This window comes from Nocardioides sp. NPDC057767, from assembly GCF_042798275.1.
GTDB lineage: Bacteria > Actinomycetota > Actinomycetes > Propionibacteriales > Nocardioidaceae > Nocardioides.
Window position 1 is genome coordinate 1 of sequence record NZ_JBHVKJ010000041.1, and the last position, 23,807, is coordinate 23,807.

A 23,807-nucleotide genomic window follows, 5' to 3' on the forward strand; every position below is an offset into this window, starting at 1 on the left:
CGACCACCGAGCACTCGGCGCTGGGGACCCGCTACGTCTACGACGCCTGCGCCGACCCGGTGGCGGTCCGGGCGCTGCTGGCGGCCGCGCTCACCGGCGCGACCCAGGAGCCGATGGACGTCTACGACCAGGGCCGCTTGGTCGAGCGTCGCGAGACGGTCGTCACCGCGACCGGCACCGGCTCGTGGACGCGCAACGCCGTGCCGCACTTCGACGGCCTCACCATCCGCTCCCACGGCGCCGAGTCGCGCGTCGAGGCCGGCAGCCACGTGGTCGTCGTGAAGCGGGTCGTCGACGGCTCCGAGGCCGACGGCACCGAGTCGATCCAGGTCACCTGGCCGGAGGGTGCCGGGACTCTGGTCGGCGTACGTCACCGCTGATCGCAGCGGCCGAGTCGGCTCCTCCTGACCAGAGCCCCCGCCGAGTCGGCGCGTCATGACGCGCCGACTCAGCGTTGCTGCAACGGTCTCCCGTCCTGTCTGTGAGCTCCCTGTGAGAGTCAGATGTTCAACGGGGCCTCCCGTAAGTCACGAGTCGGAAACATCCTCGTCCTGCACTTGACGCATTCGCAGGTGACGAGGCACATTGTCTCGATGTGAGCGTTCACATCTGTGATGTGACTCACCCGGGAGCCGGCCTGTGTGCTGGTCTCCGGCACCCCCGACAGCGGCGCGTCGGCCCACCGGCGTGGCCGTAGATGAAATGGAGCAGGTTAGTGCGCAAGGTACTCACCACGATCACCGCGGCGGCGCTTGCGCTCGGCCTGGCGGCATGCGGTGGCGGCGACGGCGGCGAGGGCGGCGACAAGGGCACCGTCGGTGTGGCCATGCCGACCAAGTCCTCGGAGCGCTGGATCGCAGACGGCAACAACATCAAGAAGCAGCTCGAGGCCGAGGGCTACAAGGTCGACCTCCAGTACGCCGAGGACGACATCCCGACCCAGGTCTCCCAGGTCGAGAACATGGTCACCAAGGGCGTCGACGTCCTCGTGGTCGCGGCCATCGACGGCACCGCGCTCGGCGAGGTGCTCGAGACCGCGGAGTCGCAGGACATCCCGATCATCAGCTACGACCGCCTCATCCGCGACACCGAGGCCGTCGACTACTACTCGACCTTCGACAACTTCCAGGTCGGCGTGCAGCAGGCCACCTCCCTCGTCGAGGGCCTGAAGGCCAAGGGCGAGGGTCCCTACAACGTCGAGCTCTTCGGTGGTTCGCCCGACGACAACAACGCCACCTTCTTCTGGGACGGCGCCATGTCGGTGCTCGAGCCGCTGATCAAGTCCGGCGAGATCGTCATCCCCTCCGGCCAGACGGAGTTCGACCAGGCCGCGATCCTGCGCTGGGACCCCGCCACCGCGCAGAAGCGCATGGAGGACATCCTCACCAAGACGTACGCCTCCAAGAAGGTCCAGGGCGTGCTCTCGCCCTACGACGGCCTCTCGCTCGGCATCATCGCCGCGCTCAAGGGCAACGGCTACACCACCGCCGACCTTCCGGTCGTCACCGGCCAGGACGCCGAGGTGCAGTCGGTGAAGTCGATCAACGCCGGTGAGCAGTACTCCACGATCTTCAAGGACACCCGCGAGCTCGCGAAGGTGACCGTCGACATGATCGTCGCCGTCGGTGCGGGAGAGGAGCCCGAGGTCAACGACACCGAGACCTACGACAACGGCAAGAAGGTCGTTCCGTCCTACCTCCTCGACCCGGTCGTGGTCACCAAGGACGACGTCACCAAGGTGCTCGTCGACTCCGACTACTACACCGCCGACGAGATCAAGTAGCACCCCGTACGCGGCGTGGGCCCGGGTCCCTCCGGACCGGGCCCACGCCGGCCCCTGGCCAGATAGCAGGAACCACATGAGCTCACCGATCCTGGAGATGCGCGGCATCACCAAGGAGTTCCCCGGCGTCAAGGCGCTCTCCGACGTCAACCTCGTCGTCAACCGCGGCGACATCCACGCGATCTGCGGTGAGAACGGCGCCGGCAAGAGCACCCTGATGAAGGTGCTCAGCGGGGTCTACCCCCACGGCACCTACAGCGGCGACATCGTCTTCGAGGGCGAGACCGCGAAGTTCGCCAACATCCGGCAGAGCGAAGCCGCCGGCATCGTGATCATCCACCAGGAGCTCGCCCTCATCCCCGAGCTCTCGATCGCGGAGAACATCTTCCTCGGCAACGAGACCGCCAAGCGCGGCATCATCGACTGGGGCCGCGCCAACCGCGATGCGATCGACCTGCTCGCCCGGGTCGGCCTGCGGGAGAACCCGCTGACCCCGGTGAAGAACCTCGGCATCGGCAAGCAGCAGCTCGTCGAGATCGCCAAGGCGCTCTCGAAGGAGGTCAAGCTGCTCATCCTCGACGAGCCGACCGCCGCCCTCAACGACGACGACTCCCAGCACCTTCTCGCGCTCCTGGAGGGGCTGAAGGAGAAGGGGATCACCTCGATCATGATCAGCCACAAGCTGAACGAGATCGAGCAGATCGCCGACGAGATCACCATCATCCGCGACGGCCAGAGCATCGAGACCCTCTCGGTCGCCGCCGGCGGCGTGGACGAGGACCGGATCATCCGCGGGATGGTCGGCCGTGACCTGGAGAACCGCTTCCCCGACCACACCCCCACCATCGGGGACGTGCTCTTCGAGGTGCGCGACTGGACCGTCATGCACCCGCAGGACAGCCACCGCGAGGTCATCCGTCAGGCCAACCTGTCGGTGCGAGCCGGGGAGATCGTCGGTATCGCCGGGATGATGGGCGCGGGACGTACGGAGCTGGCGCGGTCGATCTTCGGCCGCTCCTACGGCTCCCGGACCTCCGGCTCGCTGGTGCTGGAGGGCAAGGAGCTGCACCTCAACACGGTCCCCCAGGCGATCGAGGCCGGCATCGCGTACGTCTCGGAGGACCGCAAGGGCCTCGGGCTCAACCTCATCGACGACATCAAGACCTCGGTCACCGCGGCGGCGCTGAACAAGCTCCGGCGCGGGCTGGTCGTCGACGAGCACAAGGAGGTCGTGGTCGCCGAGGGCTACCGCAAGAACCTCAACATCAAGGCGCCGTCGATCACCGCCGGGGTCGGCAAGCTCTCCGGTGGCAACCAGCAGAAGGTGGTGCTGTCCAAGTGGATGTACACCGACCCCAAGCTGCTGATCCTCGACGAGCCGACCCGAGGCATCGACGTCGGTGCCAAGTACGAGATCTACGGGATCATCCAGGAGCTCGCCCGCAGCGGTCGCGGCGTACTGGTGATCTCCTCCGAGCTGCCCGAGCTGCTCGGTCTGTGTGATCGCATCTACACGCTCGCCGAGGGCGTGATCACCCATGAGTTCGACCGCTCAGAGGCCACCCAGGAGTCCCTGATGCGCTACATGACCGCGGACGCGAGGAAGTAACACCCGATGAATGCCCTGCTCAACACGCTGCGCGGGAACGTCCGCCAGTACGGGATGATCATCGCTCTGGCGGCGATCGTCATCCTCTTCCAGATCTCCACCGAGGGCGTGCTGCTCAAGCCGCTCAACGTCTCGAACCTGGTCGTCCAGAACGCCCAGATCCTGATCCTGGCCATCGGCATGGTGATCGTGATCGTGGCGCGCCACATCGACCTCTCGGTCGGCTCCGTGGCCGCCTTCGTGGGCGCAGCCTCGGCGATCATGATGACCCAGTACGACTTCCCGTGGTGGCTGGCCGTCTTCCTCGGCCTGCTGATCGGCACCGCCATCGGCGCCTGGCACGGCTTCTGGGTGGCGTACGTCGGGATCCCGGCGTTCATCGTCACGCTGGCCTCGATGCTGCTCTTCCGCGGTCTGACCCTGGTCGTCCTCAAGGGTGCGACCGTCGGTGGCCTGCCGGAGCAGTTCAAGGCGATCGGCAACGGCTTCCTGCCGGAGATCGGGCCGGACACCGGGTTCCACAACCTGACGCTTCTCATCGCCGTCGCCGCCGTCGCGGTGCTCATCGTGCTCGAGGTGCGGCGCCGGTCGGCTCAGGTCGCGTACAACTTCGACGTGCTGCCGTTCCCGCTCTTCGTGGTGAAGCTGGCGCTGCTGACGATCGTGATCATGTACTTCGCCTACCTGCTCGCCGACGCGCGCGGACTGCCGATCGTCGGTCTGATCCTCGGCGGCCTGATCGTGGTCTACACGTTCATCATGAACAAGACCGTCTTCGGTCGGCACGTCTACGCGATCGGCGGCAACGTCGACGCGGCGACGATGTCCGGCGTCAACACCAAGCGTGTCGACTTCCTGGTCATGATGAACATGGGCCTGCTCTCGGGCCTCGCGGGCCTGGTCACGACCGCCCGTCTGACCGCGGCCAATCCCAAGGCCGGTGTGAACTTCGAGCTCGACGCGATCGCCGCCGCCTTCATCGGTGGCGCGGCCGTCACCGGTGGTGTCGGCACCGTCGTCGGCGCGATCATCGGTGGTCTGGTCATGGGTGTCCTCAACAACGGCATGTCGCTGCTCGGTGTCTCCATCGACTGGCAGCAGGCCATCAAGGGCCTCGTGCTCCTGCTCGCCGTCGCTTTCGACGTGTGGAACAAGCGCCGCACCGCCGGCTCCGGTGGCGCCGGTGCCGAGTCCGCCGAGCCCAGCGCACCGCCGCCCGACAAGCTGGCCGAGGAGATCGAGGCCATGGAGGCCGAGCTCAGCGTCGACTCCAACGACTCGCCGAAAACCTGATCCATCCCTCCCTCCCCCACCCCGCGACCCCTGCCTCCTCCCGGGCAGGGGTCGCTGGGTTTTCGGGGTGGGTGGCTCGTGTAACACGCTGTTCGTAGGACTATTCGCCCTATGGGAACGACCGGATAGTCCTACGAACGACGTGTTACATCCCCGCGGCACCCGCTTTCGAGGACAGGTGTTGAATAGCGGGGTGGCAAACACCGCTCAGTGGCTCCAGGGAGCCCGTCCTCGCACACTCCCCGCGGCGCTCGCGCCGGTCATCGCCGGCACCGGAGTGGCTGCGTACGCCGGTGGGTTGGTCTGGTGGAAGGCGCTGCTCGCCCTCGTCGTGGCCCTCGCGCTGCAGGTCGCGGTCAACTACGCCAACGACTACTCCGACGGGATCCGGGGGACCGACGACGAGCGCGTGGGCCCGCTGCGGCTGACCGGCTCAGGGCTCGCCGCACCGTCTGCGGTCAAGCGGGCCGCGTTCATCGCGTTCGGGGTCGCCGCGGTGGCGGGGCTGGTGCTCGCGGTGACCTCCGCGTGGTGGCTGGTCGTGGTCGGGCTGGTCTGCATGATCGCCGCCTGGTACTACACCGGCGGCTCGCACCCCTACGGCTATGCCGGCCTGGGCGAGGTCATGGTCTTCGTCTTCTTCGGTCTCGTCGCGGTCGTCGGCACCACCTTCGTCCAGACGCAGACCTGGGAGTGGGGCGCGCTCTGGGCCGGCGTCGGCATCGGAGCGATCACCTCAGCCCTCCTCGTCGCCAACAACCTCCGCGACATCCCGGGCGACACCGAGTCCGGGAAGATCACTCTCGCCGTACGCCTCGGCGACGCCCGGACCCGCTGGCTCTACGTCGCGCTCGTGGTCGTCGCAGCCGCCTCGGTCGTGCTCGTGGCGCTGACGACGTCCTGGTGGGCGCTGCTCGGCCTCGGGTTCGTCGTGGTCGCAGCCCAGGGGGTGCGCACCGTCCTCGACCGCGCCAACCTCGGCCCGCGGCTCATCCCCGTCCTTCAGCAGACGGGGCTGGCCACGCTCGTGTGGGGGCTGCTCGTCGGCGTACCTCTGCTGTTCGCCTGAGCGCCTTCGGGGTGAGGTGTAACACGCTGTTCGTGGCACTATCCGGTCGTTCTGAACGGGCGAGTAGTCCTACGAACGACGTGTTACACCACCGATGGCCGGGCTCACGCCGCCTTCGGGCGACGTACGCGGAATCGTTCGAGGTCCGAGATGTCGGTGCCGAACGCTCGGCAGGTAGTCAGGTACTCGCGGGTCAGGCGGTCCTTGAGGTGGGCACGGTGGCGGCCGAACAGGTCGTGCCATTCGACGCGTGACATGCCGAGATGGAAACCATGGGCCCAGTCCTGTCGCGTCTTCTCCTCGGCCAAGACGTCGTCGACCGACCGGAGTGCCAGGCCGCCCTCGGCCGCGGGCACGTACTTGCTCCGGCCATCGAACTCGAAGAGGTGGCGGCCCACCCGGAGATCGAACCGAGCACTGCGTACGCCGTCCGTGATCTCGAACTGTGTCTCGATCCCCGTCAGCCCGAGCTCTTCGAGTACGTCGCGGGTAAGTGACTCCCCGACCGACTCGGCGCCCGGGTCGGAGAGGTCGATGGCCTCGATCGCCAGCCGGCGGTTGGGCCAATGTCTCATGTGGTCGAGGACCTCCCAGAGCTCGTCGAGGGATGCTCCCATCCTTCGGGCAGAGTCGACGGCTACGACCCCATACGGGCGGCCGTGCTCGCGCGCGATGTCGATCGCGGTGCGCGCGAGGCCGAGGACCTCGAACCCGTTCGCTCGGACCACCTGCCCATCGAGGTAGGGCGCGAGGTGGTGCTTCACGCCCCACTTGTTGTGAGTGCCGACGACCGGTTGACGAGTGACATGGGTCTGAGACTTCCGGGGGAGGAGGATGCCCATGTCGAGCTCGAGCGCAGCGGTGTCATGGCTTCGCACGAACGGGACGGTGATGGCCGCGCACGCGGCTCGGTCGAAAAGCCGTTGTCGGTCGGTGGGCAGCCTGATGCTCTCGACATAGGCACGTTCGGCGTACACACCCCGACGCACGACCGACCACTCTCCGTTCCGGACGTGGCGGTGGATCGTGTCGAGGTCGAGGCCTGATGCGAGAGCCTGACTGCGCGTGATGAGTCCATGGTGCGCAGCCATCACCGCTTGAATGCGTGGGTTCATGGGCTTCAGCCTGTTGCCAGGCGCCGACTCCTGGCGGCGTTCAGCGGCCCCCTGTGGATAACTCCGACACGACGTACGTCTGTGGATGGTCGCTGGCCCGAGCGGTGGGCCCGGACACGTGTAACACGCTGTTCGTAGGACTATCCGGTCGTTCCAATAGGGCGAGTAGTCCTACGAACGACGTGTTACAGCGGACCGTTCTCCCCGCGAGCAACTGCCCCGCGAACCCCTACGCCGGCTCGGGGACGGGCTGAGCCCGGCGTGCCAGATAGCGCTCCGCGGCACGGGCGGAGGGATGGATGGCAACAGCCGCGATGACGATGATCCCCGCGATGATGGCCCAGCCGAGGTTGCCGAGCTCCATCGCCAGGAATGTGTAGGCGGCGGGCGCCCAGACGGTGCCGAGAGTGTCGCCGACCTGGGCCGCGCCCTGGTAGTCACCGCGGTGCTCGGGATCGGAGAGATCGGCGATGAGGCCCCACTCACCGGCGGACTGGAAGAGCTCGGCGCCGGTGACGGTCACGTGGCCGATCCAGACGAGCGCGATCGTGAGAAGCCCGACGGTGTCGTGGGTGACCGCGATGATGGCGCAGGAGGCCAGGAAGCAGAGCGCTCCGCGCCGCTGCGCACGAAGCGACGTGGTCACGTCGGTCACCCCGCGAGCCGCGATGACCTGCAGTCCGACGGCCATGACCGTGTTCGTGCCGAAGAGCCACGCCAGCAGCACTCTGGGCGCGTCGGTCTCCTGGATCAGCCACAGTGGAATGACCACGTTGAGCAGGACCTGGTGAGTGGCGAGGACGCCGCCGAAGAACATCGTCGCGACGAATGCGTGGTTGCGCAGGGCGCCGAGGCGGTCGCGTACGTCCCTCTTCATGTCGCCGGGGGAGGCAGCGGCGGCGAGGCGGGGGAGGCGCGAGATCCAGTAGGCGTTCACCAGCAGCACCACGGCGGTCATCAACGGGATCGCCTTGATCAGGGTGTTGGAATCGGCGGCGAGGGCGAGGCCGCTGGCCAGAGCACCGAGCGTGTAGCCCACGTTGCGGGCGGCGCGCATGTAGGCGAACCCGCGCACCCGGGTCGCCGCGGGGAAGACCGAGATCCGGTAGGCGTCGCGGCCCGACCTCTGCCAGGAGGAGGCGAGCGCGAGGAGCACCTCGACGGCGACGTACGCGGCGAAGTTGCCGACGAGCACCCAGACACCGAACAGGATCGCCTGGAGAACGGCTCCGGCGATCCAGCTGAACCGGGTGCCGAGACGATCCGCGAGTCGGCCCAGGGGGACGGCGAACAAGAAGGTTGCGGCGCCCGCGATCGTGAGACCGAGGCCGACCTGTGCGGCGGAGAGGCCGACGATCTGGGTGAAGAAGACCGCCGAACCGGTGAGAAAGGTGCCTTCGGCGAAGGCCGACAGCACCGACTGGTACGACATCGCCCGGATGAGCGGGTCGTCTGAGAGGACCTTGTCCCTCAACCGGATGAAGTGAGGGGACACGTCGACTCCGAACTATCTTGGCATCGAGACAAGCGCAGTCTCGTCATCGCTTCGTCCGACGTCAAACAGTTATTCGTGCCGCTCGGTCCCCAAACCGGGCAGCGAGAAAAAAGGAGCCCATCGCGCCGGCACACGGGTGTCGGCGTAGGTGGCGGCCGAGGTCAGCGGGTGGAGCCCTCGATCGTGCCGATCACGCCGCCGAAGACGTCGGTGGTGACGCCCCAGATGCCGCCGGCGATGGCCGAGATCGTGCTGGTCAGTCCCTGCGGATCGGTGAACAGCCAGAACCCGACGAACAGTGCGCCGATGACGATGAAGATCTTCTTCTTGTCCATGTGAGCTCGTCCTCCCGAGAAATCCGATTGAATGTGGAGTGAATTCGCGAATCCGGACGCAAGCGCGCGAAACTCGCGAGGTTGCCCCGGGATATAGGTTCCCCGAAGTGAGCCTCCCCTCGCAAGAATTCGGCGAAGGAGACCACTGAGCGGGACAGTGTCGCGCCCAACGGTCCGGTGGGTGGCATGACCGCACGGTGAACCGAGTGGGCCGATGGTGCCTACGCGCGCGGTACAAGACGTGTCGTCAGGTGGAACGAGGTGCGCTGAGGCGGTCTGGCGACTACGCTCGTCTCACATGGCGGTGGCGTTTGTCCAGAAATGCCGATGCCCGGGAGTTAGCGTCAGCGCGCGGGAGGGGCGAGGCGCCTCCACCCACCGGTGCCGCATGGGGCTGCGCCGGACGGGACAATCGAATACTTCCGGACGCGTCCGGCAACCACACCTCACCTCGGGAAAGGGAGCAGAGCAATGGCACCGCACCAGTTGATTCAGAGTACGACCCAGGCCGCCGAGTACGGCACCGGTGGCCTGGCCGAGTGGATCACCGACAACATCATCACCCTCGTCGTCCTGATCTTGGGCGTCACGGTCCTGTGGGCTGCCCGCAGCGGCAACATCTCCAAGGCTGTCACGATCGTCGGTGGCCTGATCATCGGTCTCGGCGTCCTCGGCCTGGCCGTCGGCAACAACGCCACGGACCTCGGCACGTGGATGGCTGGTCTCTTCAAGGGGTGATCCCGGTCCCGTTAGCTAACCCAGGGAGGGATCTCGGGGATGAGGCTGCCTGACGACGACGAGCTGTACGAGGTCGACCAGACCTATCTCGGTCCCCCTCGTCGCTACATCGGGGAGATGCGCTACCGCACCATCTTCCTGTTCCTGGTGATCGCACCAGTGACGCTTGTGCTGCTGCGCAAGCTCGGTATGCCGGTGACGCTGCTCAGCATGGGACTGTGGCTGATCGGCGCCTCCTACCTCTCGATGAAGGCCTCCGACTACATCAGCTCGGAGAGCTCGGCCGGCGCCTGGCTGATGACCTTCTGGCACGAGCTGACGACGCCGCGCGTGGAGACCGGCGTCCAGTACGCAGGCGGGGCTGCGGTCGCCTTCCGTCACGCCACCAGCCCCCGAGGTGGCTGGGCCAAGGCGATGCGACGACCGGGCCGCCGGTTCGCGCAGCAGCCCGGAGCCACCTCGGAGCCGCAGATGCTGCAGGCGACCGTGGTCGCCTCGAAGCCGCGCACCCTGACGCCGCCGGTACGCGGCAAGGCGGCGCCCGTCCGACCGGTGATCGAGGCCAAGGTCGTCGACGAGCCGCTTCCCGCCCAGCTCACCGTGCAGCCCGCGGCCCAGCCCGCGGTCCGGCCCGTGCGCCAGCAACAATCCGGCGTACGTCCGGCGAAGGGCGGCTGGTCCAGCCGGCCGTCCTCCTCGCCGCGTGAGCCCCGGGACGTCCCGTGGAAGGGCGGTGCGCCGTGGCAGGCCCGCGAGGGAGTGAGCGCGCGCAGCGCGCAGCGTGAGCAGCCCGCGCCGCCCGCGGCTTCTCCCGCACCTCCGCCCCCGCCGACCAGCCCGTCGGCAACCCCGTCGACCCCGCCGGTGACCCCGTCAGCCCCGCCGGCCACTCCGCCGGCGCCGCCCACTGCGCCACCGCCGTCATCTCCGCCTCCGCCTCCGCCCACGCAGGCCCCCGCCGCCCACCAGCCCGTCCCGAAGCCGGCAGCCGAGGCCGCCGGCCAGGCAGCACCGAAGCCGGCCAGGCAGCCGCTGTCGCACGCGGTCAGGCCGGCCGTGGTGATCGCGCCGGAGCCGGGCTTCGACGACTTCGACGACTTCGACGACTTCGACGACCCTGACGGGTTCGACGACTTCGACGATGCGCCCTCGGGACATACGCGTCCCAGGGACAATCAGGACCAGCAGGCGCTGCCTGACGAGCGCCCGCAGAGCGTGGACGACTACCGCAAGCGCCTCAACGGCGACGACGCACCCAACGACGGAGGAACCGCATGAGGCGGCCGCGAACGGAGCGGGCCTACGGGCCTGGCTTCGAGAAGCCCAAGCCGGGACGCAAGAGCGTCTTCGGCCGGGGCGGCGACGACTCGAAGGGCGTCCATGAGCCCAGAGGTGACAAGTGGGCGCTGGAGGAGGTGCGCGGTCACCTGACCTTCACCGGCGACCGCATCATCGCCTGGTACCTCGCCGAGCCGCAGACATGGTCGTTCCGTGCCCACTCCGACCTCGAGGCGCTGATCACCGACCAGGCCAGCCAGCTGGCCGACCTGGTCGGCAACACGATCCACGGCCGGGTCACCACCCGTCCCTATCCCGTACGTCACTGGGCGCATGCCGCGTTCGCCAACGCTCCCGACCCGCAGCCAGGGTTCGAGGAGATGATGGCGCGCAACCAGGCCCACATGGCCGCCCACAGCCAGGCCGACAAGCTCGTCTACTACGGCGTCGACCTCGGCCGTCGCGATGCGACCGTGCGTACCCTGGCGAAGTTCTCAGCCAGCGCCGCCGAGCGGGAGATGGCCGCGATCAGCGAACGGCTCGACACGGTCAACCGGGTGATGTCGCGGCCGGGCTTCTCCGCACGGCCCGCGGTCGGTCACGACATGGAGTGGATGATCGCCCGTTCGCTCTCGCTGGGGGCCAAGATCCCCGTGCCGGAGCCGGGCGAGGCCCAGCAGAACTTCCTCGACACCGACGACATGGCCGAGTGGTTCGAGTCGGTCGCCTGGTCGGCCGAGCCGCTGGCGCCGACGGTGCAGGTCACCAGCAGCATCGGTGGTCGCCAGGAGACCAGCCACGTGTGCGTGCTGACCGTCTCCCGGATCGGCGACATCGAGGTCCCCGAGACCCACGCGCCGTGGATGGCGAAGACCGACGCGCTCGGCTTCCCGGTGGAGTGGTCCTTCCGGGTCGAGCCGCGCTCGCCGGAGGACGTCTCCCGTGAGATGGCGAGCCTGACCCGGCGTATCGACGGTCAGGTCAGCCACTGGTCCGAGGACCACGGCAAGCGGCCGCCCAAGCAGCTCTCCCGCCAGGCCGGCCGCGCTGCCGACGTCGAGGACGAGATGCGCTCGGAGTTCACCGGCCTGTCCACCCGGACCCGGGGCTGGTACCGGATCGCCGTCACCGGCCGCACCGAGGCCGAGGCGCTCGACAAGGCGCAGAAGGTCGTCGACCTCTACCGGCCGCAGATCAAGATCACCCGCCAGCTGGGGCAGTATCACCTGGCCCGCGAGTTCGTCCCGGGTGAGCCGCTCGCCTCGACCGCGCACGCCCGGAAGTTCCCGGTGCTCAAGGTCGCCGCCGGGCTTCCGGCGGTCACCGCGGAGGTCGGTGACAAGCGCGGTTTCTACCTCGGCGAGACCTCGGCGATGGCCTCGCGGGCGGTGCTGATGGACCCGTGGTACCTGACCGAGGTCATGGAGCAGGCCGGCCTGATCCCGCTCGTCGGCACGCCCGGTTCCGGAAAGTCGACGCTGATGGGCGTCGTCATCTACATGTCGATCCTGTCCGGCATCCACGGCGTCGCCATGGACCCGGCCGGCCGTCTGCAGCGGCTGATGACGCTGCCCGAGATCGGCGGCGGCATCTTCAACGGCCAGCAGGTGCCGGCCCGCGCTCGCAGCGTGGATGTCCTCGGCGGTCGCCCGGGAAGCCTGTCGCCGTACGCCGTCGTCCCCGATCCCAACCCCGAGCTGATCCGGGCCGAGGCGATGTCGGATCACGAGTTCGCCGATCGGCTCCACCGCGAGCGGTCGGCCGCCGTGCAGCAACGCCGCGACCTCACCGTCTCCGTGCTCCGCTCCTGCCTCCCGGTCGGGCTGGCCAACAACGAAGAGGTGCTCAAGCGCATCCGCGCCCGCGTGATGGAGGCGCAGGCGGATCGTGGTGCCGACACCTCGACGATCGTGAAGATGCTCTTCGAGGGCGACGGCGGCGACCAGGAGATCGCCCGCGAGCTCGCCGCCGCCCGCGAGCGCGAGCTCGGCCGGCTCTTCTTCGGCAACGACTTCCTCCAGTCCGACGAGGAGCTGAAGGGCACGCCGTTCACCTTCTACAACCTCAAGGGCCTCAACACCCCGCCCGAGCACGTGCCGCGGGAGGAGTGGAGCGCCGAGGAGCAGATGGCGCGCCCGATCATGACCCTCGCGGCCTGGTCCGCGCTCCACCTGATCTACCGCAGCGACCCCAACGAGCGGAAGCTGTTCGCGCTCGACGAGGCCCACGAGGTCACCCAGGCCTCCGGCGGCACCGGTCGCGCCCTGGTCCACAAGCTCTCCAGCGACTCCCGCAAGAACAACTGTGCCGCGCTGGTCTCCACCCAGAACGCCTCCGCGATCCTGGGCTCCGACATCAACAACTTCGTCGGGGCGGCCTTCGTGGGACGTACGCAGGACGAGACCGCGCAGCGCGACGCGCTCAAGCTGCTCGGCAAGCCCGAGGGTCTGGGCTACGAGTCGATCCTGGCGCGGCTCTCGCCACGCACCAGGCGCGGTGACGAGCAGCTGGGCTACCGGGAGTTCATCTACCGCGACGGCCTCGGTGGCGACACCGGCCACGGCGGCATGGAGATCATCAAGGTCACCCTCAACCACCACCCGGGTCTGCAGGAGGCGCTCAACACCACCGCCGACCCCACCCGCCGTGTCAGCCGCGCCATCGCTGGCGAGCCGGTCGACCACGCCAGGACCGAGCTCTCCGGGGACGGGATCGGCTGATGCCGTCGCGCCCCGCTCACCAGAGGACAGCCCTGCGCCGGAGGGCTGCTGCCCTCGTCGTACTCGTGGTTGCTCTCCTGTCCGTCGCCGGCCCGGCGGCGGCGGGTCCGAAGGGGATCGACATCCCGATCCCGTTCGATCCGACGGGTGGGCTCTCGGGTGTGAGCGATGCGTGCAACAACCTGGATGCGCCGATGCCGGCGTCTCCGTACGGGGACGGCAGCTTCATCGTGCGGATGACGGCGCTGGGGGCTGCGTCGAAGGTGGGCACGGAGCTCAACGATCCGGAGAAGATCAACGACGAGCTGGACCCGTTCCGCAACAAGGACGAGGTCTCGCTGGAGTCGGCCTACGGCACGTCTCCGCAGTGGTGGACCTATGACAACGGGTGCACGGGGCAGTTCGTGGCGGGTGCTGGGACCTCGATCGGCAACATCATGCTGGAGATCTCGGGGATCCTGCCGAACTGGTCGCATGCGCTGTTGAACGCGGTGATCGGCGAGAACTCCTTCCTGAAGGCGCTGGACGACCCGATCGTGGCGGCGAGCAAGGCGGTCACCGACGGGGTGTGGGCGCCGTGGGTGAGCGTGGTGCTGTTGCTGGTCGCGGCGACGGTGATGATCCGGGCGCGGGACGGCCGGTTCGCGCGGGCGGTGACGGCGGCCGGCTGGGCGCTGGGTGTGCTGGTGGTGACGTCGTGGCTGATCCAGTATCCGGTGGAGTCGACCAGGCTGGTCGATGACGGGGTGCGGTCGGCGACGGGGTTGATCGCGACCGGGTTCAACGACGGCAGGACGGTTCCGGGCGTCGGTGACGACAAGTTCGGCGAGACCGATGCGGTCAAGGCCGTGGACGGCCAGATGGACGAGGTGGTGCGTTCGACGCAGTACCGGACCTGGCTGGCGGGTGCGTTCGGCGACCCCGACTCGGCCACGGCGAAGACGTACGGGCCGCGGGTGTTCCGGTCGACGCACTTCTCGTGGCAGGAGTACGACGCGTATCGCAAGGACCCCAACGGTGAGGGCAAGAAGGTCCTGGAGGCCAAGCAGGACGCGTTCAAGGAGCATGCCGAGGCGGTCAAGAAGTCCGACCCGGTGGCGTACGAGTACTTCAAGGGTGAGCACTGGTCCCAGCGGGCGACCACGGCGCTGGTGAACCTCGTGGTCGTGGTGGTGGTGTGCGGGTTCCTGCTGGTCGCGGGGTTGGCGATCCTGCTCTCGTTCGCGTTGATCCGGTTGATCGTGCCGTTCGCGCCGGCGGCCGGGGTGCTGTTCATGCTGGACCACACCCGGGACGCTGCGGTGGCGATGCTCAAGCGGGTGGTGGGCCCGTTGGTGATGGGTCCGATCTACTTCCTGGTCGCGTTGTTGCTGCTGCGGCTGGACTCGGCGATCCTGACCTCGACGATGTGGTTCGTGCTCAAGCTGGGGCTGATCGCGGTGCTGACCGTGCTGGCCTGGCGACTCACCCGCCCCGCCGCCTACGGCATCCCGTTGCCCGGCATGGGCCGGCTCACCTCGATGCTCACCTCGTACGTCGGCGCCCGGACGGGCACCGAGGCCGGGGTCCGCGACGCGACCGCCGACCGACCGGGGGCCACGGGCGGTGCCCCTGCCGGGACCGGAGCGCTCTCCAGCCCCGGCGGGGTCTACATGCCCGGCCACGAGCTGACCGGCAACCGGCCGGCCATGATCGCCGAGCAGGTGCCCAACCAGGCACCGGTGACGGCCGCCGGAGCGCTGGGTGCCGGCTCGAGCGCGAGCACCGCAGCGGCGTACGCCCTGGGCTCCTCGATGAGCGGCAACGACGGTGAGCGCGTGGCCGGACAGTGGTTCGACTCGCGCTCCGCCGAGCGCGACGAGCCGTCCTACCGTGGCGAGTCGACGCCTGGACCCGCCGCGCAGGTCTACGTCAACGGCCGCTCCGAGGCGCCGAGCCCCGTCGATCACACCGCCTATGCCGACCGTGAGCCGGAGCCGCCGCGGCACTCACCGGTCGCGGAGGCCAACGTGGACTACGACGCGGACGGCAACCCGGTCTTCGTCATCTACTCACCGAACGGGAACCGCTCGGTACCCGTCGACAACGGTTCCAGCTGGGGGTCAGCCGAAGGAGGAGCCCGGTAGTGCGGTCGACAACGACGCGTGGTGTGCTGTGGGAGGTCATCGCGCCGGTGCTGAGGTGGCCCATGCGGTCGCCGTTCCGGTTCTTCTCGGTGGTCGTGGGCATCGTCTTCGTCATCTGGCTCATCGCCCAGTGGAGCGATGCCCCCGACGCAGAGCCGGCCGCGCAGCCCGAACGGGGCTCGGTGTCGGCCGAGCAGAGTCCCAGCGCGACCGGATCGCCGGCGCCCGTCCCGGACCCGCGGCCCTTGGCGACCAAGTTCGTCGCCGCCTGGGCCCGTCCCGACCTCACCACCGACCAGTGGTGGGAGGGGATCAACGCCGCCCGCCCGGATGAGTCGCTGGCCCAGGCCCTGGGCACGACCGACCCGGCGACCGTGCCGGCGACCAAGGTGGTCGGCGCCGCGAAGGTGCTCGAGCAGACCGACGGGGAGGCCCGGGTCGAGGTCACCACCGACGGCCCCAAGGTCATCGTCTACCTGACGCTGGTCGACAACGTCTGGTACGTCGCCAACATCCTTCCCGGCGGCTGACATGTGGATCTTCAAGGCGCGTCTGATCTGGGGAATCGTCACCGCGGTGGCCACGCTCGTCCTGGTGGTCGCCGGTGCCTTGGTGATCCTGATCGGCGGCCTGGCGAGCACCGAGCAGAGCAACCAGGACCAGGCCGAGTCCGGCTGTGTCGGGGGGACCAACGCGGTCCCGGTCGGCAACCTCGGGCCGGACGGTGAGATCCCCGAGGGCAGCATCGCCGGGTTCAACACCGAGCAGATCCAGAACGCCCGGACGATCGTGGCGGTCGGCAAGCAGTCCGGCGTGCCCGCCTACGGATGGGTGATCGCGCTCGCGACCGCGATGCAGGAGAGCACCCTGCGCAACCTCGACTACGGCGACCGTGACTCGGTCGGTCTCTTCCAGCAGCGCCCGGTCTCCGGGTGGGGCAGCGTCGCCGACATCATGAACCCGGTCAAGTCCGCCCAGGCGTTCTACGGCGTCGCCGCCCACACCGGCAACACCGGTCTCCTGGACATCCCGGGGTGGCGCAAGATGCAGGTCACCGCGGCCGCGCAGGCGGTGCAGCGGTCGGCGTTCCCGCTGGCGTACGCCCAGCACGAGGACGAGGCGCGGGCCCTTGTAGCCGCGCTCGCCGACGGGGTCACCGCCGCCGACCTGTCGGCCACCGCGACCGACGTGGCGTGCACGATCGGCATGGCCGGGATCAGCACCTCCGTCGTACGCCCCATCCAGGCCGGGCTCGCGATCGACAACAACAACTACGGCAACTCGGGCTCCAACTGGGCCAACATGCACACCGGCAACGACTACTCCTCGCCGTGCGGCACCCCGGTGCAGGCGGCCCACGGCGGCACCATCGTGATCGAGTCGGGCGGCGGTTGGGGCTGGTCGGGACGCTGGCTGGTGAAGGTGCAGACGGCGCCCGGCAACCTGACCACCTGGTACGGCCACATGCAGTCGCTCGCGGTCCGCGAGGGCCAGCTGGTCAAGGCCGGACAGGTCATCGGGCAGGTCGGCAGCGAGGGCAACTCGACCGGCTGCCACCTCCACTTCGAGGTGCACCCGCACGGCGGTGGCTACCTCCAGGACCAGGTCGACCCCGCGGCCTGGCTGACCAAGAACATCGGCAAGACCCTCCAGGCCACCAAGCAGGTCGCCGGGCTGCCGGGTGCGGGACAGATCGGCGCCTCCCCGGCGGCCGTCTCCGGCCCGCAGGTCCGCCTGGCGCAGGCCAACATCAAGGTCTCCCTGTCCCGCTCGAGATACCGCTCCGACCTGGCCGAGGTCATGAAGCACGGGCCCGACTTCGTCTCTCTGAACGAGGCGCAGTCACGGTCGGTCTCCGACATCTCGGTGCGCGGCTACGGCACCTATCGCGCCTCCTCGGACGAGTACGGCGCGCGCAGTCAGGCGCTCAGTCCGGTCGTCATGTGGCGCACCGACCGCTGGGTGGCGGTCGACAAGGGCACCGTCCAGCTCACCAAGCCGGTCACGGGGGTGAAGAACGACAACAGGTACGCCACCTGGGTGGTGCTTGCGAGCAGCGACGGCTCCGGACGGATCTCGGTGATCTCGACCCACACGATGACCTCACCGGCCAACAGCCCCCAGGCGCGTAAGGACGAGGCCCAGCGCGGCTTCGCGAAGCTCGCCGGGCTGGCGCAGGGCCTGCAGAAGTACGGTCCCGTCCTCGTCGCCGGCGACCTCAACTCCCCTTATCCGCGCAACGGCGGAGACGGGGATCCGTGGGGGCCGAAACCGCTGATGACCAAGGCCGGCATGACCTCCTCCTTCGAGGCCCTCGGTGCGCCCCCGCAGGGCTGGGCCACGCACGACGGCGGCGGCACCATCGACTGGCTCCTCGGTTCGAACGCGACCACGACCTCCACGCGGCACGCCACGTTCAAGCTCGAGTCCGACCACCACGGCCTGGTGGCCGACTTCAACATCCGCGGCCAGTAGCGGCTGCGGCACGTGTAACACGTCGTTCGTAGGACTACTCGCCCTGTCCGAACGACCGGATAGACCTACGAACAGCGTGTTACAGCCCACGAACCCCACCAGCCCGCCGCAGACCGACCTCCCCCAGGAGATAGCGTTGGGCGCATGAACGACGCGGTGGTACGGGCTGAGCGCACCGTCGCCGCGATGGCCGACTGGCTCGCCGGAGGCGGGCCGGAGCACTGGGTCGTGGAGACCTCGGGATCGACCGGCAAGCCGAAGCGGGTGATGCTGTCGCGCGCCGCGATGAAGGCGTCCGCAGCGGCGTCGGCACGCCGCGTCGGGGCGAGCGGGCAGTGGCTGCTGACCCTGCCCGATTCGTACGTCGCCGGAGCCAACGTGATCGCCCGCTCGCTGCTCGCGGGGTTCGAGCCGGTGATCGCCGCAGCCCATGAGACCTTCGCCGAGGCCGCGGCGGCGATGAAGCCGGGGCCGCGGTTCGTCTCGATGGTGCCGACCCAGCTGCACCGGATCGTCGAGTCCGGTGGCGACGATCTGGCCGCGCTGGCCGGGTTCCACACGCTGCTGCTCGGCGGTGGCCCGATCGACCCGGCGCTGCGCTCCCGGGCGGAGGAGGCCGGGATCAACGTCGTCGCCACCTACGGCTCGGCCGAGACCTGCGGCGGGTGCGTCTACGACGCGATGCCGCTGGACGGCGTCGGAATCGCGATCGGCACCGACGGCCGGGTCCGGATCAGCGGACCGACGCTCTTCGACGGCTATCAGGACGACCCGGCGCAGACGGCGGCGGCGCTGGTGGACGGCTGGTTCCTCACCTCCGACGCCGGCACCCTCGACGAGGACGGCCGGCTCCGGATCCTCGGCCGTCTCGACGACATGGTGATCACCGGCGGCGTGAAGGTGCCGGCCGCGCTCGTCGCCAGGAGGCTCCGTGAGCACCCGGCGGTCGTGTCCGCAGAGGCGCTCGGCATCCCCGACGAGGAGTGGGGCCAGCGCCTGATCGCCTTCGTCGTCGGCGACATCGACGCCGGCATCGCTCGCGAGTGGGTAGCCGCGGAGCACCCGCGCTCCTGGGCGCCGCGACAGGTCGTCACGCTCGAGGAGATCCCGCTCCTGGCCAACGGGAAGCCCGACCGGCAGGCCCTGCTCGCGCTGGCCACGAGCGACGAGGTGGAGCGATGACCGACCTGCACGTCTACTCCCTCCCGATGACCACCCGCTTCCGTGGGATCACCGAACGTGAGGGGATCGTTTTCGAGGGTGCCGGGGGATGGGGCGAGTGGTCGCCGTTCCTCGACTACGACACCCCGGAGATCGAGCCCTGGCTGCGCTGCGCCGAGGAGGCGGCCGCGGGGGACTGGCCGTCGCCGCTCCGAGAGTCGGTGCCCGTCAATGCGACGGTGCCCGCCGTCGGGCCGGAGCGCGCCCACGAGATCGTGGCCCGCTCGGGATGCGCGACCGCCAAGGTGAAGGTCGCCGACCCGGGCCAGAGCCTGGCCGACGACATCGCCCGCGTCGAGGCCGTCCGGGACGCCCTCGGCCCCGCGGGCAAGGTGCGCATCGACGTCAACGGCCTCTGGACGGTTGATGAGGCGTTGGCCTCGATCAAGGTCCTGGACCGGGCCGCGGGCGGGCTCGAGTACGTCGAGCAGCCCTGCTCCACGGTCGAGGAGCTCGCCGACGTACGCCGCAAGGTGGACGTCCCGATCGCCGCGGACGAGTCCATCCGGCGGGCCACGGACCCCTACCGCGTACGCGACCTCGAGGCTGCCGACGTGGCCGTGCTGAAGGTGCAGCCGCTGGGCGGCGTACGCGCCTGCCTGCGGATCGCCGAGGACATCGGGCTGCCGTGCGTGGTCTCCTCGGCCCTGGAGACCTCGGTCGGTATGGCTGCCGGGATCGCACTCGCGGCGGCGCTGCCGGAGCTGCCCTACGCGTGCGGACTGGGCACGGTCTCGATGTTCACCGAGGACATCGCCGCCGAGCCGCTGCTGCCCGCCGGCGGGGTGCTGCCGGTGCTCCCGGCCTCGCCGCCGCCCGCGCGCCTCCTCGCCGAGCCCGCGCTGCACGCGGACGCGGAGCGTACGGAATTCTGGCGCCGGCGCCTGGCCGACGTCCTCGCTTACCGGGAGACGCTCCGATGAACGCGGCACTTTCCCGCCATGGCGGGGAGATGCGCGGTCTCCGTGGCGCTACAGGCGGCACAATCCCGCCAAGGCGGGAAACTGCCCCTGCCGCCATCCCGTCTCATGAGAGGAGCCCGAGTGCCTACGGCTACTGAGCTCGCCCGCGCGGTCGTCACCGCGCTCATCGAGGCTCGGACCACCGACGTCGTCGTCGCACCGGGATCGCGCAATGCGCCGCTCTCGTTCGCGGTCCACGACGCCGCACGGGCGGGCCTGCTGCGCCTGCATACCCGGATCGACGAGCGCTCGGCCGGCTTCTTCGCGCTCGGCCTGACCAAGGTCGGCTCGCGAGCGGCGGTGATGTGCACCTCCGGCACCGCGGTCGCCAACCTGCACCCGGCGGTGCTCGAGGCGGCCCATGCCGGTGTACCGCTGGCCGTCGTCACCGCCGACCGTCCCGCGCGGCTGCGGGAGACCGGCGCCAACCAGGTCACCGACCAGGTCGGCATCTTCGGGAGTTTGGTGGAGACCGTCGACCTGGACGAGGCCCCGGACGAGAACACCGTCGAGGCGCTCGACTCCGCGCGCGGTCCGGTCCACTGGAACATCCAGCTCGACGTCCCGTTGACCCCGCCGGATCGTTGGGAGCCAGGAAAGATCGCGGCCCGCCCGGAGCCGCGACGCCCCGAGCTGATGATCCACGAGTCGATCCCGACGGGAGCCGGGACGCCGCTGACGGTCGTCGTCGCCGGCGACGACGCCGGCCCGCCGTCCCGGATCCTCGCCCAGGACGGCGGCTGGCCGCTGCTCGCCGAGCCCTCCTCCGGTGCCCGCACGGGTGACAACGCCCTGCGCTCCTACCGACTGCTGCTCGAGTCACCGCTCGCCGAGCGGATCGAGCGGGTCGTCGTCTACGGTCACCCGACCCTCTCCCGGCCGGTCACCAACCTGCTCGCCCGCGCCGACGTCGAGATCATCGCGGCCCCGGTCGAGGGTGTCTGGTCCGCGCGCCCGTTCCGGGTCGACCGCACGATCCGCACCCGGCTTCACGTCGACGGCACTCCGGACACCGCGTGGCTGGAGGAGTGGCGCTCAGCGGATCGCGAGGTCAGCCGCCAGGTGGACCGGCTGCTCCACGAGCAGCAGGAGATGACGGCGTACGACGTCTCCGCCTGTGTCGCCCGCGCTCTGCCCGACGGCGGGCTGCTGGTGCTGGGCCCCTCGAACCCCGTACGCGACCTCGACCTGATGATGCGGCCCAACCGTGTCGGCGGGCGACGGAAGGTGATCGCCAACCGTGGCCTGGCCGGCATCGACGGCATCGTCTCGACCGCGGTCGGCGCCGCCGTCGGCCGGTCGTCGTCGACGCGCGCGCTCGCACTGATGGGCGACGTCACCTTCCTCCACGACTCCGGCGGTCTCCTGCTCGGCCCGGAGGAGGCCCGCCCCGACCTGACCATCGTCGTCGCCAACGACGACGGCGGCTCGATCTTCGCCTCGCTGGAGCAGGGCGCCGACGAGTACTCCGACAGGTTCGAGCGCCTCTTCGGCACGCCGCACGGCACCTCGCTGGAGGCCCTCTGCGCCGCCCACCGCATCCCGCACCTCGCGGTCACCTCCGTCCCCGAGCTCGAGGCCGCCCTCGCCTCCCCGAACGGCGGTATCGAGGTCGTCGAGGCCGCGGTCTCCCGCGGCGGCCGCAGGGAGCTCGACCTCGCCATCCGGGCCCTGGCTCGTTCCTGAGCCGGCGGCGCGGTCGGTCATGGCACAGTGTGCGCGTGACCGAACAGCCACAGTGGCCGGGCGTGGTGCCCTACGTCGACTACTACACCGGCGCCAAGCGCATCCTGGTGCTCCACCTGACCAGCGGAAACAAGATGCTCGCGAACAACCCGGGCAAGCTGCCGCCGATAGCGAGCATCGACGGAAGGCAGTACGTCGTCTACTGGGGGACGGTCTCCTTCGAGATCCCCGCCGAGCGGGCCTGCCACGTCAGCGTCCACGTCGAGGGCAACTACGTCCAGCAGGCCGCCACGATCCTGCTCTCGCCCGGAGCCGAGCAGGTGCAGCTGACGTACGCGACCCACTACACCTCCGGCGTCGGCTCCTTGACGCTGTCCTGAGTCAGGCCCGCCAGTACGGATCCCGGCCGATGAAGCCGAGGAGCTGCTCCTGGGGCGAGGCGTCGGCAGGCACCTCGACCCGGGGACCGAACTGGCCCGAGGCGCGCATGGCGTCCTCCATGGCGGCCGCGCCGACCAGCATCGCTGCGGAGCGCTCGGCGCCGAGGTCGAAGTCGCGCCCGAGGGCCCGGGACAGGTCCCAGGAGTGCATCCAGATGTCGGGGGTGTAGATCTCCGAGAGCGCGACGTCGAGCGGCTTGTCGCCCATGTGCGGGTTGGAGACCATCCGGTCGGCGGGATCGTCGAAGAGGGCCTGTACGTCGGCGGTGTGGGCCTTCCAGGCGCCGACCGGGTCCGCGGCGACGTCGAGCGGCGTCAGGTCGGTCCCGGCGGATCCGTTCAGGAACCCTCGCGACCATTCGACCAGGTGGGCGACCACGTCGAGCGCCGTCCAGTCCGCGACGGGCGAGGGTCGCGACCAGTCCGACGGCGAGGCGCTGCCGACGAGCTCGGCGAACCGCCCCGCGTCGTACGCGTGCTGCTGAGCCGGTGTCATGCCAGCTCCGCCAGGAGCTCGTCGAGCTGCTCGTAGCCCTGGACCACGCCCTTGTCCATGCCGCTGGCCATGATGGCGGCCTGGGTCTCGAAGGACTCCACGACGCTGAGGCCGGTCAGCCGGGTGCGGCCGCCGGGGAGCGGCTCGAAGGTGAGGTATTCCAGCGACGCTCCGTCGGGCGCGCCGCGCCAGGTGAAGGTCTGCACGATGCGCTCGTTCTCGCGCACCTCGTGGAAGCTGCCGAAGAACTGGGTGAACTCGTCACCGTCGCGCTCGGCCGAGTAGGCCCACGAGCCGCCGGTGCGGAAGTCCCACGTGGTGATGTTCATACCGACGTCGCGCGGGCCGAGCCACTTGGCGTACAGCTCCTTGTCGGCGTGAGCGCGGAAGACGAGCTCCGGGGGAGCGTCGAACTCGCGGACGATGGTGATCGTCGGGGCCTCCTTGGAGGCCTCGATCGTGGTCTCGTGCTTCGTGGTGGTCATGATGCGTCCTCTTCTCGGGCTGGTTCTCGGGCTGGTTGGTCTTCCTGCATCTCGGCGAGCAGCGCGTCCAAGCGTCGGTAGCGCTCTTCGGCCTGCTGTTGGTATCGCTCGATCCATTTGGTCATGAGGTCGAACACCTCCGCTTCGAGGCGGACGGGCGCGCGGCGTGACTCCCGGCTCACCAGGCCGGCGTCCTCGAGCACCTTGAGGTGCTTGGAGACCGCCTGGAGGCTGACGTCGTAGGGCGCCGCCAGCTCGCCGACGGTCGCGTCGGCCGACGAGAGCCGGGCGATCAGGTCGCGCCGGGTCGGGTCCGCCAGTGCCGCAAAGACTCGGGAGAGTCTGTCCTCGCTCATCCGTCACTCCTCAACCATTTGGTTGATAACGACGTTAGGTCGCTGCGTACGGCTTTGTCAACCATTTGGTTGAGTAACTTGCTTACCGGAAAACATTCCCCGGGGGACATGGGTTGCGGCACCAT

20 protein-coding genes and 2 pseudogenes are annotated in these 23,807 nt (G+C 69.3%); 15 read left to right on the top strand and 7 right to left on the bottom strand.

Annotated elements, in window-relative coordinates:
- The 5 genes and pseudogenes from ACFVDI_RS20065 to ACFVDI_RS20085 form a co-directional block, all read left to right on the top strand.
- Positions 1-380, top strand: a pseudogene (locus ACFVDI_RS20065) (hypothetical protein); the annotation flags it as partial.
- Positions 381-715: 335 nt separating this feature from the next.
- Positions 716-1,783: a multiple monosaccharide ABC transporter substrate-binding protein gene (gene chvE, locus ACFVDI_RS20070; RefSeq protein WP_378908940.1), complete on the top strand. Its 1,068-nt coding sequence runs from the start codon at positions 716-718 to the stop codon at positions 1,781-1,783.
- Between the two features lie 76 nt (positions 1,784-1,859).
- Complete coding sequence (gene mmsA, locus ACFVDI_RS20075) at positions 1,860-3,392, top strand: multiple monosaccharide ABC transporter ATP-binding protein (protein WP_378908946.1); 1,533 nt, start codon at positions 1,860-1,862, stop codon at positions 3,390-3,392.
- Positions 3,393-3,398: 6 nt separating this feature from the next.
- A complete protein-coding gene (gene mmsB, locus ACFVDI_RS20080) occupies positions 3,399-4,685 on the top strand; it encodes a multiple monosaccharide ABC transporter permease (RefSeq protein WP_328527714.1) in 1,287 nt (428 codons plus the stop codon).
- 193 nt (positions 4,686-4,878) lie between these two features.
- Positions 4,879-5,754, top strand: a complete 876-nt coding sequence (locus tag ACFVDI_RS20085; RefSeq protein WP_378908951.1) for a 1,4-dihydroxy-2-naphthoate polyprenyltransferase — start codon at positions 4,879-4,881, stop codon at positions 5,752-5,754.
- A 104-nt stretch (positions 5,755-5,858) separates the two neighbouring features.
- Here the strand turns inward: ACFVDI_RS20085 and ACFVDI_RS20090 are convergent, their stop codons facing one another.
- From ACFVDI_RS20090 to ACFVDI_RS20105, 4 genes and pseudogenes are all read right to left on the bottom strand, one after another.
- The gene (locus ACFVDI_RS20090) at positions 5,859-6,632 is read right to left on the bottom strand and encodes a hypothetical protein (protein ID WP_378909094.1); all 774 of its coding nucleotides are present in this window, start codon (positions 6,630-6,632) and stop codon (positions 5,859-5,861) included.
- Positions 6,633-6,734: 102 nt separating this feature from the next.
- Positions 6,735-6,869: pseudogene (locus ACFVDI_RS20095) on the bottom strand (type IV toxin-antitoxin system AbiEi family antitoxin domain-containing protein); the annotation flags it as partial.
- Positions 6,870-7,098: 229 nt separating this feature from the next.
- Positions 7,099-8,364, bottom strand: a complete 1,266-nt coding sequence (locus tag ACFVDI_RS20100) for an MFS transporter (RefSeq protein WP_378908955.1) — start codon at positions 8,362-8,364, stop codon at positions 7,099-7,101.
- Positions 8,365-8,525: 161 nt separating this feature from the next.
- Positions 8,526-8,699: a hypothetical protein gene (locus ACFVDI_RS20105; RefSeq protein ID WP_160025706.1), complete on the bottom strand. Its 174-nt coding sequence runs from the start codon at positions 8,697-8,699 to the stop codon at positions 8,526-8,528.
- Positions 8,700-9,170: 471 nt separating this feature from the next.
- Between ACFVDI_RS20105 and ACFVDI_RS20110 the strand changes: the two genes are divergently transcribed.
- The 10 genes from ACFVDI_RS20110 to ACFVDI_RS20155 all read left to right on the top strand — a co-directional run bounded on the left by ACFVDI_RS20110 (position 9,171) and on the right by ACFVDI_RS20155 (position 22,285).
- Positions 9,171-9,437 (top strand): hypothetical protein, encoded by a 267-nt coding sequence (locus ACFVDI_RS20110; RefSeq protein WP_008356375.1) that lies wholly within the window; start codon positions 9,171-9,173, stop codon positions 9,435-9,437.
- Between the two features lie 39 nt (positions 9,438-9,476).
- Entirely contained in the window at positions 9,477-10,715 is a 1,239-nt protein-coding gene (locus ACFVDI_RS20115) for a hypothetical protein (protein ID WP_378908958.1), read from the top strand.
- On the top strand, positions 10,712-13,435 hold the full coding sequence (locus ACFVDI_RS20120) for an ATP-binding protein (protein ID WP_378908962.1): 2,724 nt from the start codon (positions 10,712-10,714) through the stop codon (positions 13,433-13,435). Before ACFVDI_RS20115 ends, ACFVDI_RS20120 begins: the two co-directional genes overlap by 4 nt.
- The gene (locus ACFVDI_RS20125) at positions 13,435-15,561 is read left to right on the top strand and encodes a hypothetical protein (protein WP_378908970.1); all 2,127 of its coding nucleotides are present in this window, start codon (positions 13,435-13,437) and stop codon (positions 15,559-15,561) included. The genes ACFVDI_RS20120 and ACFVDI_RS20125 overlap by 1 nt, the downstream gene beginning before the upstream one ends.
- The gene (locus ACFVDI_RS20130) at positions 15,561-16,091 is read left to right on the top strand and encodes a hypothetical protein (RefSeq protein ID WP_378908972.1); all 531 of its coding nucleotides are present in this window, start codon (positions 15,561-15,563) and stop codon (positions 16,089-16,091) included. Before ACFVDI_RS20125 ends, ACFVDI_RS20130 begins: the two co-directional genes overlap by 1 nt.
- A gap of 1 nt (position 16,092) precedes the next feature.
- Positions 16,093-18,036, top strand: a complete 1,944-nt coding sequence (locus ACFVDI_RS20135) for a peptidoglycan DD-metalloendopeptidase family protein (protein ID WP_378908975.1) — start codon at positions 16,093-16,095, stop codon at positions 18,034-18,036.
- A 144-nt stretch (positions 18,037-18,180) separates the two neighbouring features.
- On the top strand, positions 18,181-19,218 hold the full coding sequence (locus tag ACFVDI_RS20140; RefSeq protein ID WP_378908979.1) for an AMP-binding protein: 1,038 nt from the start codon (positions 18,181-18,183) through the stop codon (positions 19,216-19,218).
- Positions 19,215-20,180 carry an o-succinylbenzoate synthase gene (locus tag ACFVDI_RS20145; protein ID WP_378908983.1) on the top strand — a complete coding sequence of 322 codons (966 nt, stop codon included), beginning with the start codon at positions 19,215-19,217 and terminating at the stop codon, positions 20,178-20,180. Before ACFVDI_RS20140 ends, ACFVDI_RS20145 begins: the two co-directional genes overlap by 4 nt.
- A gap of 120 nt (positions 20,181-20,300) precedes the next feature.
- Complete coding sequence (gene menD / locus ACFVDI_RS20150; protein ID WP_378908987.1) at positions 20,301-21,905, top strand: 2-succinyl-5-enolpyruvyl-6-hydroxy-3-cyclohexene-1-carboxylic-acid synthase; 1,605 nt, start codon at positions 20,301-20,303, stop codon at positions 21,903-21,905.
- Between the two features lie 35 nt (positions 21,906-21,940).
- The gene (locus tag ACFVDI_RS20155) at positions 21,941-22,285 is read left to right on the top strand and encodes a hypothetical protein (RefSeq protein ID WP_328527701.1); all 345 of its coding nucleotides are present in this window, start codon (positions 21,941-21,943) and stop codon (positions 22,283-22,285) included.
- Between the two features lies 1 nt (position 22,286).
- On the opposite strand, the gene ACFVDI_RS20160 is transcribed toward ACFVDI_RS20155, so the two are convergent.
- The 3 genes from ACFVDI_RS20160 to ACFVDI_RS20170 are packed head-to-tail and all read right to left on the bottom strand — an operon-like array spanning position 22,287 to position 23,682.
- Entirely contained in the window at positions 22,287-22,841 is a 555-nt protein-coding gene (locus ACFVDI_RS20160) for a TIGR03086 family metal-binding protein (protein ID WP_378908997.1), read from the bottom strand.
- The gene (locus ACFVDI_RS20165) at positions 22,838-23,326 is read right to left on the bottom strand and encodes an SRPBCC family protein (protein WP_328527699.1); all 489 of its coding nucleotides are present in this window, start codon (positions 23,324-23,326) and stop codon (positions 22,838-22,840) included. The genes ACFVDI_RS20160 and ACFVDI_RS20165 overlap by 4 nt, the downstream gene beginning before the upstream one ends.
- Positions 23,323-23,682 (bottom strand): metalloregulator ArsR/SmtB family transcription factor, encoded by a 360-nt coding sequence (locus ACFVDI_RS20170; RefSeq protein ID WP_328527698.1) that lies wholly within the window; start codon positions 23,680-23,682, stop codon positions 23,323-23,325. The genes ACFVDI_RS20165 and ACFVDI_RS20170 overlap by 4 nt, the downstream gene beginning before the upstream one ends.
- Between the last annotated feature and the right edge of the window lie 125 nt (positions 23,683-23,807).